Here is a 13,149-nt window from a genome sequence, read left to right on the forward strand (position 1 = left end):
ATTTTATTCTCACCCGCCTGTCTATGTGGAGGCGGCAGGATACAAGTTTATTCTGTTTTGCTGGAAGTTAATGAATGCCAGAATGTTACCAGCTTTTGTCGGATACGTTGCCTGTCAATACCGGGTGACTGTACAAGGGTTGCCACGAGGTAGCCACAGGTAAAAGCGATAGCCCATGAGCCGATGGCAGCAATCAGGATAGCCGCAATCAACAGGATAACGGCAATTTTGAGATGTTCATCCATGACTAGCGCGGCTGGTATTCTCCGGCCTGGGTATGACTGAGCCGTTGTGCTTGTTCGATCTGGTAATAACGGTAGCCTGCCTTGCCGAAAGGATGGTCACTGACACTGGCATCACCCCTGCGCCCACGACGGTAGAGTTCCCGCTCGTTCAGGTCGCTATGTGCTGGGACGGGTTCGCCCTGTTTGCTCGTCTGGATTGTTGTCATCATTGTTCTCCCGCACTTGTTGTTTTTAAAGTGTTGTGTGCATTATTTCTGCTATCCTGTTCAATTGCAATATGAATTTGTACTCATGGTTATCAAGTGTTTTTGGGTAGGGACAGACAGATGGTGGTCAGTTTGTCGATAATTGCTACCGTTTTTCCCAAAGGTTTGGGATTGTTCGGGGGGTAATGTAAAATACACCGCGTACTTCGGACTTTTCGGAATGCATCCAGCAGCATGTTGAACGTTGAAATCTTGCGTTTTTTGCATCGGCTTTCCTTCCTGTCTGCTATCGGCGTGATGCTGTTGGGCGGTATGGTACTGTTTGGTTGGGTAAACAATCTGCCAGCCCTGTACAGCATTGCTCCGGGTTTGCCGCCCATGACGCCCGCCACAGCCTTTTCTTTTGTGTTTGCCGGTGGTGCGTTGCTATTGTTGCAGCCTGCCAACCCTGCACCCTTCCGTTTGGCAGTTGCACAAGTATTGGCAGCAGGCGGTATCCTAGTTGGTTTGCTGATGCTGCTTAGCCCTCTGCACGCAATACCCGCTTATGTGCTTCAGCAAGGTTTGATCTGGTTGGGATTGCATGGTTTTGCTGCTTCGGCAGGTTCACCGTTGATTGCCGTGGCTTTCATCATGACGAGTGTTGCTCTGTTGCTGCTGAGTCTGGAGCGGCAGTCTTTGATCAAGTTGGCACAATTGATGGCGCTTGCAAGCGTGATGTTGCTGGTAATGGTCTTTTTCGGCTATGCCCATCAGGAGCCCCTATTTACCCTGAAGCTGGATATGGCGTTGCATACTGCAACCGCTTTTTCCCTATTGGGCTGGGGCATTATTTTGGCAAAGGTGGAAAATGGCCTGTTCAGCATCATGGTCAGCGCCCGTGCAGGCGGTTTGGTCATGCGCAAGGTCATGCTGTTGATGGCTCTGTTTCCCCCGGTGCTGGGCTGGTTGCCGATCCTGCTGGGGCTGGCAGGTTTGCCTCACCGGGAATTTGTGCCACTGCTGGCTACCATGATGGTACTGGGGGTTATTGTGATTGTGATCCGGCTGGCTTTCCGGCTGGACAAGGCGGAAGCCCTGCGCGAACAGGCAGAAGATGTTTCCCGCCAGCATCAGGCTGACCTTGCTCACATGGCACGGCTCAACAGCATGGGGGAAATGGCTTCCGGTATTGCCCACGAAATCAACCAGCCACTAACTGCCATTGCCAATTATGCCAGTGCTTGCCAGCGTTTCATCCATGCAGGTCAGCAGGACAGCAAACGTTTGCTGGAACCGTTGGGGGGTATCCAGAAGCAGGCAGTACGTGCCTCAGAAATTATCCGGCGTTTGCGTGAGTTTGTGCGCAAGCAGCAACCGAATAAAGCCAGGGTCGATTTGCATGACCTGATTCATGACGGCCTGATGTTGCTCAAGGGAGAGTCAGTCAAGCATGGTGTGCCGATTCTGCTGGAATTGGATAACAACATGCCGGATGTTTATGTGGATGCTATCCAGATTGAGCAGGTTATTCTCAATATCGTACAAAATGCGCTTGATGCTGTCAGGGCTGCGGATGCCCATCGGCGGCAGGTGGTGGTACGGTGTTACCCGCAGGGTGCTGAGGTGCAAGTCGATATTACCGATACAGGGCCTGGGATGGATGAAGAACTGAGACAGCGGGTATTTGACGCTTTCGTCACTACCAAAGGGGCGAAAGGGATGGGAATCGGCCTGTCATTATGTCGCTCGATTGTGGAATCCCACGGCGGACAATTGTGGGTAGTATCGGAACCGGGGCAGGGTGCAACGTTTTCATTCACCCTGCCTATCGGCAAGATTTAGCTTAGTTGAAAGCGCAGCCTGACTGGAAGCCCAGTTTTTTCAGGACGATAGCCAGTGGGCAGAAGCCAGTGAATGCAGATTGCAGCAGGTTCAGGCCAACAAACGCTAGCAGGATGACGCTAACGGTAGGGAAACCGATATAGCCGAGCAGCAGCGCGAACAGGATCATGCCGCCAGCGAAAGCCAGTACAACGCGGTCAATACTCATGGTGTATTCCTCTTTTATGTGGGTGGTCAGGTTAACGGTTTTGTTGCGATGAGTATATTAGTATTTATTAATAAACGCAAAAAAATGCGGGCCAAAGGCCCGCACCGGATCGCACCTGAAGAGAGGCAGGTATGTTTCAGGCGACTTCACAAAGTGGATGGCGTACCGCTGGTTTGGTGGGGCGGTTACGCTTGAGGAACCCAGAAATCAGCTCAAGACCGATTTCATCACGGTATTGTTGCAGCCAGCGGCGGGCTTCACGGCTGATGCTGCGCCCGATCACGAAGCCGGTTGCGCCGTAATTGCGGCTAACCAGTGCTTGCAGCAGCAGGCAGCGGCTTTCACCCAACCCTTTTACGCAAGGCAGCAGCGACAGTTTGACCTGACGGGCAGCATTACACTTGGCTTGGCTACGCAGTTTGCGCATTTGCTCGTGGAAATCAGGGGCAGTTTCATCTGCACCGACTTGTACCAGTAAGCCGCCGCCTACCTCAGTGGCTGTCAGCCATTCGCACGCTTGTTCCAGATCGGCGGGATCCAGTTCCGGGGCGGCTTGCACGGCAACAATGCTTTTCCAGCCCTGTAAATGCTGGCGCAGGGTAGGGACATTGAAGCGGATGCTGTTGAAAGCCGGGTGCAGTATTTTCTGCAAAGGCTGTACTGTGCCACTGGCATACCAGGTATCCGCTGTACGGGTCGGGTCAATGGCTTCTGCCAGCTCTACCACGTCATTGGGCAGGCGGTAAAAACTGTCAACGGTCACTTCGGCAACCGCACGGCGCTCTGCCGCGTCAACCAGCACAATCCGCCCGCTCAGTTGAGCTTCACGTTTTTCAGTCGCAGTGAGAGGCAGTACCAGCGGCAGGGGCCACAGATGACCACTTGCCAGACGGCTGCGTTGCAAAACACTTACATGGTCAGCCTGATTCAGGTAGCCGCGCAAAGGCTCAAACGCGCCGTTGAGTAGCAGTTCCAGTGTGCTGATTTCACTGGTGTTCAGGATTTTGTGCAGAATACTCATCGAGGTTTCCCTCCGCTAATTCATTCAATGGAGGCGAGTATGCAGTATCACTTTAATAATGAAAAACGCTATAATTCGATATGAATATCTAAATATGAGATAAGCTATGAAGCTGTTCCAGTTACGTTTGCTGAAGACGCTGCTCAACAATGGCATGAATGTGTCGCGAGCAGCCGATCAGCATTACATCGTGCAATCTGCCGTCAGCCGTCAACTGGGCTTGCTGGAAGAGGAACTGGGGATGCAGTTGTTCGAGCGCAAGGGGAAACGATTGGTGGAGTCAACCCCGGTGTGTAGAGCCATTGTGCAGGAACTCGACCGTATTGAGCAGGCGATGGAAAACATCCGTGCGGTGGCGGACGATTATCGCCTGCAAACCCGTGGCGAAATCCGCATTGCCACCACCCACACCCAGGCCAAGTATTTCCTGCCGGAAGTGATGCTGGAATTTCGCCAGCGTTACCCGGATGTTGCCATCCATTTCCTGCAAGGTACGCCAGTGGAACTGGTACGGATGCTGCACGACGGCAAGGCCGATATTGCGGTATGTACCGAGGAGCTGGGTAATGATTCTGCACTGGATAGCCGCAAGTGTTACGACTGGAACCACGGGCTGGTGCTGCCGGACGGGCATCCGTTATCTGACGGCAAGCTCACGCTGGAACGTATCGCCCAATATCCGGTGCTGACCTATATCTTTGGTTTTACCGGGCGTTCCAAAATCCATGAAACTTTCCGTAACGCCGGGCTGAATCTGGATGTGACGTTTGCCGCCACCGACACTGACGTTATCATCAGCTACGTGCGGCTTGGGTTTGGTGCGGGCATCATTGCCAAAATGGCCTATTCCCACATCCACGACGACGACCTGACCCTGCGGGATTTGTCACACCTGTTCCCAGTGTCTACTACCCGTGTAGCCTGGCTGAAAAACAAATACCTCAAGCAATACATCATGGAAATGGTGGATTTGCTGGTTGAACAGGGCGAAAGCGAAGAGTGGTATGCCTGAGCGTGAGACTATATGATTGCAGCTCATTGCAACGTGAAGGCTTTTCCATGAAATCTATCCGCAGTAGCTTGCTTGCTCTAATGCTTGGCATCAGCATGATCGCTTGCGATCAATCCGCCCAGCCTCCCGAAGATCTGCCGTGGCAAATAAATATCAGTGCGGAAGGCAACCCGCAGGTGTTCCACATGGAGGTAGGTAAATCTACCCTCAAGGACATGATTGAATATTTCCGCAACTTCCCGGAAGTAGCGGTGTTTGCGCACGAAAGCCGCAAGCGCACACTGGAAGCCTACTTCGGCAAGCAGCGTATCGGCCTGTTTGAAGCCAAGCTCATTGCCGAGTTGCAAGCCGATGATGCGATGTTCGACAAATTCCAGAATGAAGCCAGCAAGCGTGAAGGCATGGCTAGCGGGCAATGGAAACATACCCTGTCGGAGGCTAACCAGACCATTGCCAACGGGTTAGTTGTGAGCAAGCTGGTTTACCTGCCTTCCATCAATTATGAGTCGGAAGTCGTTGCTGCCCGGTTCGGTGAGCCTGCGGAACGCTTGCCTGCCACCAAGACCGGCGTGGAATTCTGGTTTTACCCCCAACAAGGACTGGCAATCATGTTGGATGTTAACGGTGGTGAAATCCTTTACTACACCACCCCTGCGCTTTATCCTGCTCTGAAACAGGAACTGCTGGAGGCCAAGCCCAAGAATGCCGACTGATACCCGCAAACAGCCGTGGTGGAAACAGAAACCGCTGGCGGAGATGAACATGGCGGAGTGGGAAAGCCTGTGTGACCACTGCGCCAAATGTTGTCTGATCAAGCTGGAAGACGAGGAGGACGGCACGGTCTATTACACCGACGTGGCTTGCGACCTGTTGGATGGCTCAACCTGCCAGTGCAAGGACTACCACAATCGTGAAACTCTCGTTCCTGAGTGCCTGCGCCTGACCCCGGATAATCTCGACCAGCTTTACTGGATGCCCCCCAGTTGTGCTTACCGTTTGCTGTATGAAGGCAAAAACCTGCCGTCATGGCATCATCTGGTATCCGGTGACAAGCAGAGTATCCACCGCCTGCAACAATCCATTACCGGGCGTTTTACCTATGCCGCTGAGGTGGGCGAAGCAGACTGGGAGGAACGGGTCGTTTCATGGCCACTGAAGCGGAAGCTGTAAGTCAACGCCTCGACAAATGGTTGTGGGCAGCGCGTTTCTTCAAAACCCGCCCGCTGGCAGTGGAAGCTGTCGAGGGCGGGCATGTGCATGTCAACGACGAGCGGGTGAAACCGGCGCGACAAGTGCGCCCCGGCGACAAAATTCGCATCAAGAAAGGTTTTGAAACCTGGGTAGTGACAGTCAAGGGCTTGAATGAGCAACGACGCCCTGCCACAGAAGCCCGTTTGTTGTACGAGGAATCCGATTATCACCGTGAGCAGCGCGAAGCCGTGATTGAGGAACGCCGTTTGCACGGTGTCAACATCAAGGTGCGCAAGCCCGATAAACGTGAACGCAGGTTGATCGACGCATTCAAGCAAACCTGGTAGGAGGGTGAAATGGCTGTTTTCCGTCCATTTGCATGGCTGCTGGCTATCATGTTGGTTGTGTTGGCAGCGCTGGTTGTTTTCATCCTCACCTTCGATGCCAACCGCTACAAGCCTGACATCGTGTCACTGGTCAAAGCGCAAACCGGGCGCGATCTCGACATCCAGGGTGACATCGGCCTGTCGGTTTACCCGGATATTGCCTTGCAATTGGGCAAAGTCAGTCTGGGTAATGTTGCCGGTTTCAAAGGCGAAACCTTCGCGGCGGCTGACAAGGCGCGGGTTTCCGTCCAGCTCATGCCGCTGCTGCAACAACAGTTGCGCGTCAATGAAGTGACCCTGCAAGGCTTGAATTTCAACCTGCAACGCAACCAGCAGGGCAATACCAACTGGGCGGATTTGCTGCCCGCTGCTTCCAACCAGCAAAACGATGATGTGGGGCAAGTGATTGCGCGGTTGTTGGGCAATTTCATGATTGCGGGCATCAGCGTGCAGGATTCACAAATCCGCTGGCAGGATGGGCTTAACGGGCAAAACCTGACGCTTGCCCCGCTTGACCTCAAAACCGGTACATTACGCCCCAACAAGCCAGTCAACATCACGCTGGCAACTCGCCTGCAACAGAACTCCCCGCCACTGGATGTGACACTGGATGGTTCCACCACTGCCAAGCTGGCGGACAATCGGGAAGATTTTAGCCTGTCTGACCTTCAACTCAAGGCGCAACTGGCAAACAAACCGGAGGCAGGCGATACCCTGAGTATGAGCCTGACGGCGGATGTGAATGGCAATTTGTCCAGCAAGGCACTGGCTTTCAGTGGGCTGGTGGCAGCGGTGGATGTCGCCAGCAAGGCACAAGGCAATCTCCATGCGGATGTGAAAGGTACACTGCGCGGTGAAACTGGGGCGCAGCAGTATTTCATGCCTGATTTGCAGGCACAGGTTCAATTGCCACAGAGCGGCAATGTGCAACTGAGCGGGCGGATGCAGGCCAATCTGGCACAGGATGCACTCAGCATCGGTGGGATGCGCTTGCAGGGCAAATTCACTCATGCAAGTGCCGGGCAGGTCGACCTCAATCTGACGGGGGATACCCATCTGGATTTGGCCAGCAAGCTGCTCAAAATTGATGGGATGCAACTTCAGGCCAATACTCAGGGCGGTTCCTTGCCGATGCAGACGGCCACTATCCAGGCCAGCGGCTCTACCCGTGTGCAGTTGGCGCAGCAGCAACTCAGTATCGGCGGTTTGCAACTGACCACCAACTTGCAAGGTGACAAGTTGCCCGGTGGCAGTTTGCAGCAACAGGGCAAGGGGGAACTGAACCTCAACTGGGGCAGTGGTAAGGGCGTGATTGATCTGCCGCAAACCAGCCTGACCTTGCTGAAGCACCAGTTGGCGGGTCGTTTACAAATCCGTGACCCAATGGCAGCGCTGGTGCTGGATGGCGAGTTCAAGGCGGCTGCTCTCCAGTACCCGCCATTCGTATTGCAGAATGCACTGCTGGGGGTACAGATGGCGAATGGCATTCTTACCTTGACCCCACGCGGAACTCTGTTCAAGGGTGGTTATCAGGGCAATATCCAGATCAACACACAGCAGACGCCGCCTGCGTTGAAAATGAACCATAAAACCAGTGCCTTGCGTACTGAAGAACTGTTTTTTGCCCTGACACAGGATCGACTCGTGACCGGCGCACTGGATCTGAACGCCGACCTGACATCGGTAGCGGGTGATGCCGCCGCTTTCAAGCGCAATCTCAACGGCAATATTGGTGTTACCCTGAAAGATGGCACGATCCGCGATGCTGGTTTTGCACAAAAAACCAAGGAAGTGGTCAGGCTGTTTGAAAAAGAGCGCGTCAACGAACTGGGTGAAAAGGAAGTGGCTTTCACCACATTGGGCGGCAACTGGCAGGTGCGGCAAGGCACCTTCCATACCGACGAAAACATCATGACGGCTCCGCATTTTCAGATTAAAGGTGCAGGGGATGTGAACATCGTCGACGAATTACTGAACGTCAAACTGCGGGTTGGTGAAAAGCCTAAGCCTGACAAGCCGGAAGGGCTGTTTGCCCCGCTACACATTCACGGCCCGTGGAAAAACCTCAGTTATGGGCTGGAGCTGGATGTGCTGCTCAAAGAGCTTGCCAAACGCGAACTCAACAAGGAAAAGGCCAAATTGCAGGAACAACTGGAAGCCGAAAAGCAAAAGCAGCTTGATGCCCTCAAGCAAAAGGTCGATGCGGAAAAAGCCAAGCTCCAGGATAAACTTCAGGCTGAAAAGGACAAGCTGGAACAGCGCCTGCAAGACGAATTGCAGAAACAGTTGGGTGGCTCATCCTCTTCTGGTGCTGCCGACCCCGTTCAAGGGGCTGGCAGCGTCGAAGATCAGCTCAAACAGAAGTTGGAGGATGAGTTGAAGAACAAGTTGAAGGGGTTGTTCTAGCCGGTTACAGGGCTTTCCCGCCCTCAGTTGCCGCTTGTCGCTGCGTTTGCCCCAGCTCCGCTTCCCATTTCGCCACGTCATCCGACTGCGGTTTCTGGATCAGGTATTTGTCGAGCAATGCCTGATGCCCGCTTTCGGCTTGCTGGCGATTGATGGCAAGCTGTTTACCGCTGTTGTCTTCCAGCAGGATGGAAGGCGACTTGTCGGTTTTCAGCAGGGTGAAGAATTCCTTGAAGGTGTTGAATTCCTTGCCGTTGAGCTTGTCGATGTAAAAACCGTTGGTGTCATGAAAGCCGATGTTGTCGGGGGAAGCCAGCACTTTCACCACCTTGGCGTATTCCTTGATGTCCTTGCGTTCCTGTTTGTCGAAATCCTTGCGGGACAGGCAGTAGTCCTTGCGTTCCATTGCACTGAAAACAAAGCCGCCATAGACGAAATACACCGGTGTTTTGTCGTAGTGGTTGTAAACGCTTTCTGCTGTTTTGGTCAGCGGTACGGCCACTTGCATGGGTTTGCCCGCCCGTACAATGTCGAGTTTGAGGGAGCCACCCACCTGATGTAAATCAACGTGATACAGGTAGTTGATCTGTTTTTTGGGAGTGAGAATGGTCATGCCGTTGTCTTCGATCTTTTTGCCGTCGATGTGGGTAATCACGTCGTAGGGCTGGATGACACTTTCGGTCGGTGTGTTGGCGCACACCTTGGTGACAAGCACACCGGATTGTTCATCGGTAAGCTGGTAATGTTTTTTCAGGGTTGGGTTGAGTAATTCCTCGGTATAGAGGGAGAGTTCCGGCAGACCATCCAGCTTGCCATCGGCAATGTCGGTGAGGAAGCGTTTTACCATCGTGACCGGGATGATGTAGCCGATGTTCTCATCATCTGCACCGCTAACTTGCATGGCGACCCCGACCACTTTGCCGTTGGAAATGGCTGGGCCACCGCTGTTGCCGAAATTGATGGCTGCATCAACCTGGATGGCTTGCATTGACAGGCCGCTGTGGGCATAAGTCTGGAATTCGATGCGTGACACGATACCCTTGGTAATGCTGAGGCTGTCGCCCCCAACCGGATAACCGTACACCGCAATTTCCTGATGCACTTCCGGTAAATCGCCCAGCGGCAAGGAGCGGCTGTGGGCAAAGAAACTGCTGTCCTTGACCTTGAGGACAGCCAGGTCAGTGATATGTGCTACCGCTTCTACCTCCGCCTGGTAGCGTTTGGATTCGCCATCGCGCTGCACTTCAATGAAGGTTTGGTCTGCCACCACATGGGCATTGGTCAGGATGCGATTGCCTTCAATGATGAAACCTGAGCCAGTAGAACTGACAATGCTGGAATTCCACGGCGAAGCACTTTCGTGGCTTTTGCTGGTGACATGCACCTTGACGATGCTGGTTTCCACATCATTGTGGGCGTTGCTACTCTCAGCCAGCAACAGGGCAGGGATTGTTGCCAGCAAGCAAGCCAGCAGGGGCAAAACAGGGCGCAGCAAGCCACTCAGGATACGGTTCATACGTTACAGCTCAGTTGAGGGAAGTTGGTGTGTAAATAGTCTAATACAAAATTTCCGCAGAAATACGATAAATGGTCTACGTTTAGGGTTATCGTAAACATCAGGGCTGTGGTTTAAGGGGGCTTCATCATGAGCGAAACCGTGCAAAATCTACTGGGCAAGGCACAGGCGTTGCGTACCCAGGCGCAGGACATGCAGCTTAAGGCTGACAAGGCACAAGAATACCTCAGCCAGCAACAGACCAGACGTGCCAGCTTGTTGCAGGAGCGTGAGCAATACATTGCCACCAATCCATCTGCTGCTGGGCTGGTGATTCCTTCGGTAGAAGTGCCGCCTGCCCAGGCTAAGGAGCCTTCCGGTTGCCTGTTTGCGGGTTCTTCCGGCAACAAACAGTCTGCCACTCCGCCACCGGTTAATGCTGAAGCCCATCCCCGCCTGGCCTACCTGAATACGCAGATTGCCGACTGTGACAACCTGTTGGGAGTCTGGAGGGGGCGGCTTGCCGAGTACCAGGGTATGGCGACAAAGCTCAAGGCAGATGCTGATACCCTGGAACAACGCGCCAAGGAACTGCAACAATCAACACCGCAACCCCAGCCAAACCAGCCGGTTTACAAAAGCACGCTACGCCGTACCGACATTGAAACCCCGCCGACAGGGGAAACGCTGGACGAACCGTTTACTGCTGATGCCATTCATGTGCGCACCAGCAACCAGCAAATCAGCGGCAATACGATCCGTGACACCATTCTGGATACCGCCTACGGGCAGACCAACAATCTGGCGGAAATGGCGCACCGTGATGCCATCCAGTTGATTCCAGCCAACCAGTTCGCTGCCGGTGAGTTGGAAAAGCTGTTCATTACCGGCAACCGTATCCAGTCGGCAGGCAAGTTGCAGGGCATTTTTGGTTCGGATGGCATCTTTCGCAACCTCACCATTACCTTCAACACTATCAATACCCAGTCAGACCACAAAATCACCCTCAACGGTCTGGTCGGGCAATATAACCATATCGAAGGCAACCGCGACCAGCGCGGCGATCTGGTGACAGTGCAACTCAACCCGATCCGGCTGGGCGGCAATCTGGCGACCGGCAATGTGTGGATTTTGTCGGTAGTAGCTGCTGATGAGGATTTGTACGGTTACGGCGACATCAATATCGGCGGGGACATTGCCAGTGGCGCGAATCCGTATCGGCACATCCAGGATCAGCGCAGTATGGTGCAAGCCCGCGACAAGATGAATGGTGATGTAAATCTGAGTAATTTCCCCATGCGCGAATACAAGCGGCAATTGCAGACCATGACTCTGGGCGAGCTGATTAGCCGCTACGCCGGGCTGGAAACGGAAATGGCACTCTGGTTGAAACGGGTAGGGGAGTTGTTGCCGGGTTCCGCCAATCTGCTAGCAAGGGTAGAGCAGGCGCAGACAGCCGCGCAGATGCAACGCCATGTCAGTATTCTGGAGTTGGTGCAGCACAGCCCTGACTTGCATAATTTCTGTATTCAGGCACTCGCCAAATGGATGGCGCGGGAAGCAGGGCAGGCATAAGCCCACCCGCGTTGCGTTTCCTGAGCGGTTAGCGTGCTTGATGGCGGGTTAATTGCGCTTCCACTACCTCACCGTCTTCGTTATGGCGGATTTTGACAATGCCGTAGTTGAGTTCAGGGGCCAGCCAGACCGTAGTTTGGCGGTTGCCTTCCGGGTCATTACGCTGGATTTTTTCACATGCAAACTGGCCTGCTGACGTTTGCAGGGTTTCCTTGCCCAGTTTGTTGAAGGTGTAAGTGTGCAGTTTGCCCTTGTTGGTGACTTTGTAGCTGAGTGGCTTGCCTGCTGCCAAATCGTCGATCAGGTAAAGTTCCAGCAAGGCCGGGTCAATAGTGCCAGCGGGTACCTCCAGTTTGTAATCCGTACCAGCATATTCCCCTTTGACCTGGGCAGGGGAGACAAAGCTGAATTCGTCACGTTTGTCCTTGCGCTTGTTTTTATGGTGGTGCAAATAGCTTTGTGTTTGCAATTTGTCGCCTTGGCGGCTGCCGATGCTGCGTTCCGTGAGGGTGTCGCCACTCAGCATGGCGGCTAGACCATTGGCTTTGGTGACTTTCTGGTAGGTATAACCATTGGCTGTGTAGTGCAGGCTGATCTCCATGTTGCCGAGGGTCAGCCCGGCCTTGCTGACGCTGAAACTGGACTCAAAGCCAGCCGGGGCAGCCTGGGCGGATGATAAGGCAAACAGCAAACTTGCTGCCAGCACGGTATATTTCATTGCGGGTAATCCTTCTGTTTTTTCCATGTACCGCATTAGACTATAGATGCTGTTCTGTGTTCACTGGTCAGATGCAATCTGTGAATGCACATAAAACATCAGGACATGCACACCAATACTATAAAGATGGTTTAAAATATTGGAAAATCTACCCAGCGAACCCAGCATGGTGGGTTGGTGCATTCTGGCAGGCAGATGCCGACAATTGCCGGGTAAATGCTGTAACGCAATGAATTTTTTAGGGAGACCCCTTCTGTGAGTACAAATATGATTCAACTTTCCGATGCGACCTTTGAACAGGAAGTTCTGAAATCCACTGTGCCGGTATTGGTAGATTACTGGGCTGAATGGTGCGGGCCATGTAAAATGATTGCCCCTTTGCTGGATGAAATTGCTACAGAATTTGCAGGCAAGCTTACAGTTGCCAAGCTGAACATTGATGAAAACAAGGGAACACCGCCACGTTATGGCATCCGTGGTATTCCAACCCTGATGCTGTTTAAAGATGGCGCGGTTGCAGCCACCAAAGTCGGGGCATTGTCCAAGTCACAGTTGGTCGCATTTCTGAACCTGAATCTGTAAGCGGTTTTTTTGCTGGTGTCATGCGAGGTATTTTCCCGCATGACACGCTCAAACCTGTTATTTTGCTGGACTCTGCATAATTCGCGTGCTAATTTAAGCCGACTTGAATCTGTATCCAGATTCATTCCTGCGAATCCTGTCTCGTTATTCCTTGATCGTAGACTCCTGTTTAAACGCCAATCTGTAGGCTTACAAGCCTCATGTTCCATGGCTGTAAAGCGTTTCCGGCAAACATCTTCCGACCGGGCGCAGAGAGGCTCCGACGAGAGGGGTTTTCTGT

At 53.2% G+C, this 13,149-nt stretch carries 14 protein-coding genes; 8 read left to right on the forward strand and 6 right to left on the reverse strand.

Features of this window, described 5'->3' with window-relative positions; translation table 11 throughout:
• Positions 1-47: 47 nt before the first annotated feature.
• Positions 48-245 carry a hypothetical protein gene (locus B2U47_RS08830; RefSeq protein WP_296679760.1) on the reverse strand — a complete coding sequence of 66 codons (198 nt, stop codon included), beginning with the start codon at positions 243-245 and terminating at the stop codon, positions 48-50.
• A gap of 2 nt (positions 246-247) precedes the next feature.
• Positions 248-451, reverse strand: coding sequence for a hypothetical protein (locus B2U47_RS08835; RefSeq protein WP_296688327.1), 204 nt, complete (start codon positions 449-451; stop codon positions 248-250).
• A 234-nt stretch (positions 452-685) separates the two neighbouring features.
• Here B2U47_RS08835 and B2U47_RS08840 point away from each other — a divergent pair, with 234 nt between their 5' ends.
• On the forward strand, positions 686-2,275 hold the full coding sequence (locus tag B2U47_RS08840) for a sensor histidine kinase (protein ID WP_296679755.1): 1,590 nt from the start codon (positions 686-688) through the stop codon (positions 2,273-2,275).
• 1 nt (position 2,276) lies between these two features.
• On the opposite strand, the gene B2U47_RS08845 is transcribed toward B2U47_RS08840, so the two are convergent.
• Positions 2,277-2,483 carry a YgaP family membrane protein gene (locus tag B2U47_RS08845; protein WP_296679753.1) on the reverse strand — a complete coding sequence of 69 codons (207 nt, stop codon included), beginning with the start codon at positions 2,481-2,483 and terminating at the stop codon, positions 2,277-2,279.
• Positions 2,484-2,619: 136 nt separating this feature from the next.
• Complete coding sequence (locus B2U47_RS08850) at positions 2,620-3,504, reverse strand: hypothetical protein (protein ID WP_296679752.1); 885 nt, start codon at positions 3,502-3,504, stop codon at positions 2,620-2,622.
• 106 nt (positions 3,505-3,610) lie between these two features.
• On the opposite strand from B2U47_RS08850, the gene B2U47_RS08855 reads away from it, so the two are divergent.
• From B2U47_RS08855 to B2U47_RS08875, 5 genes are read left to right on the forward strand one after another with little or no spacing between them, the layout of a single operon-like run.
• The gene (locus B2U47_RS08855; protein WP_296679750.1) at positions 3,611-4,516 is read left to right on the forward strand and encodes a LysR substrate-binding domain-containing protein; all 906 of its coding nucleotides are present in this window, start codon (positions 3,611-3,613) and stop codon (positions 4,514-4,516) included.
• Between the two features lie 47 nt (positions 4,517-4,563).
• Positions 4,564-5,229 (forward strand): hypothetical protein, encoded by a 666-nt coding sequence (locus B2U47_RS08860; protein ID WP_296679749.1) that lies wholly within the window; start codon positions 4,564-4,566, stop codon positions 5,227-5,229.
• Positions 5,219-5,686: a YcgN family cysteine cluster protein gene (locus B2U47_RS08865; RefSeq protein WP_296679747.1), complete on the forward strand. Its 468-nt coding sequence runs from the start codon at positions 5,219-5,221 to the stop codon at positions 5,684-5,686. Before B2U47_RS08860 ends, B2U47_RS08865 begins: the two co-directional genes overlap by 11 nt.
• Positions 5,662-6,054: an RNA-binding S4 domain-containing protein gene (locus tag B2U47_RS08870; RefSeq protein WP_296679745.1), complete on the forward strand. Its 393-nt coding sequence runs from the start codon at positions 5,662-5,664 to the stop codon at positions 6,052-6,054. Before B2U47_RS08865 ends, B2U47_RS08870 begins: the two co-directional genes overlap by 25 nt.
• A 9-nt stretch (positions 6,055-6,063) precedes the next feature.
• Positions 6,064-8,499, forward strand: coding sequence for an AsmA family protein (locus tag B2U47_RS08875; protein WP_296679743.1), 2,436 nt, complete (start codon positions 6,064-6,066; stop codon positions 8,497-8,499).
• 4 nt (positions 8,500-8,503) lie between these two features.
• Here B2U47_RS08875 and B2U47_RS08880 read toward each other — a convergent pair whose 3' ends face one another.
• Positions 8,504-10,015: a S1C family serine protease gene (locus B2U47_RS08880; protein WP_296679741.1), complete on the reverse strand. Its 1,512-nt coding sequence runs from the start codon at positions 10,013-10,015 to the stop codon at positions 8,504-8,506.
• A gap of 129 nt (positions 10,016-10,144) precedes the next feature.
• On the opposite strand from B2U47_RS08880, the gene B2U47_RS08885 reads away from it, so the two are divergent.
• Positions 10,145-11,569, forward strand: a complete 1,425-nt coding sequence (locus B2U47_RS08885) for a hypothetical protein (RefSeq protein ID WP_296679739.1) — start codon at positions 10,145-10,147, stop codon at positions 11,567-11,569.
• Positions 11,570-11,597: 28 nt separating this feature from the next.
• Here the strand turns inward: B2U47_RS08885 and B2U47_RS08890 are convergent, their stop codons facing one another.
• On the reverse strand, positions 11,598-12,287 hold the full coding sequence (locus B2U47_RS08890; protein ID WP_296679717.1) for a DUF3108 domain-containing protein: 690 nt from the start codon (positions 12,285-12,287) through the stop codon (positions 11,598-11,600).
• Between the two features lie 267 nt (positions 12,288-12,554).
• Between B2U47_RS08890 and trxA the strand changes: the two genes are divergently transcribed.
• Positions 12,555-12,869 carry a thioredoxin TrxA gene (gene trxA, locus B2U47_RS08895; protein WP_414717830.1) on the forward strand — a complete coding sequence of 105 codons (315 nt, stop codon included), beginning with the start codon at positions 12,555-12,557 and terminating at the stop codon, positions 12,867-12,869.
• Positions 12,870-13,149: the final 280 nt, after the last annotated feature.

This window comes from Thiothrix sp. UBA5583 (assembly GCA_002425225.1).
GTDB classification, from domain to species: Bacteria; Pseudomonadota; Gammaproteobacteria; order Thiotrichales; family Thiotrichaceae; genus Thiothrix; species Thiothrix moscowensis.

Bases quoted from the DNA above. Each gene is read 5' to 3' on its own strand.
- B2U47_RS08830 (WP_296679760.1), bottom strand. From the start codon at position 245: ATGGATGAACATCTCAAAATTGCCGTTATCCTGTTGATTGCGGCTATC.
- B2U47_RS08835 (WP_296688327.1), bottom strand. From the start codon at position 451: ATGACAACAATCCAGACGAGCAAACAGGGCGAACCCGTCCCAGCACAT.
- B2U47_RS08840 (WP_296679755.1), top strand. From the start codon at position 686: ATGTTGAACGTTGAAATCTTGCGTTTTTTGCATCGGCTTTCCTTCCTG.
- B2U47_RS08845 (WP_296679753.1), bottom strand. From the start codon at position 2,483: ATGAGTATTGACCGCGTTGTACTGGCTTTCGCTGGCGGCATGATCCTG.
- B2U47_RS08850 (WP_296679752.1), bottom strand. From the start codon at position 3,504: ATGAGTATTCTGCACAAAATCCTGAACACCAGTGAAATCAGCACACTG.
- B2U47_RS08855 (WP_296679750.1), top strand. From the start codon at position 3,611: ATGAAGCTGTTCCAGTTACGTTTGCTGAAGACGCTGCTCAACAATGGC.
- B2U47_RS08860 (WP_296679749.1), top strand. From the start codon at position 4,564: ATGAAATCTATCCGCAGTAGCTTGCTTGCTCTAATGCTTGGCATCAGC.
- B2U47_RS08865 (WP_296679747.1), top strand. From the start codon at position 5,219: ATGCCGACTGATACCCGCAAACAGCCGTGGTGGAAACAGAAACCGCTG.
- B2U47_RS08870 (WP_296679745.1), top strand. From the start codon at position 5,662: ATGGCCACTGAAGCGGAAGCTGTAAGTCAACGCCTCGACAAATGGTTG.
- B2U47_RS08875 (WP_296679743.1), top strand. From the start codon at position 6,064: ATGGCTGTTTTCCGTCCATTTGCATGGCTGCTGGCTATCATGTTGGTT.
- B2U47_RS08880 (WP_296679741.1), bottom strand. From the start codon at position 10,015: ATGAACCGTATCCTGAGTGGCTTGCTGCGCCCTGTTTTGCCCCTGCTG.
- B2U47_RS08885 (WP_296679739.1), top strand. From the start codon at position 10,145: ATGAGCGAAACCGTGCAAAATCTACTGGGCAAGGCACAGGCGTTGCGT.
- B2U47_RS08890 (WP_296679717.1), bottom strand. From the start codon at position 12,287: ATGAAATATACCGTGCTGGCAGCAAGTTTGCTGTTTGCCTTATCATCC.
- trxA (WP_414717830.1), top strand. From the start codon at position 12,555: ATGATTCAACTTTCCGATGCGACCTTTGAACAGGAAGTTCTGAAATCC.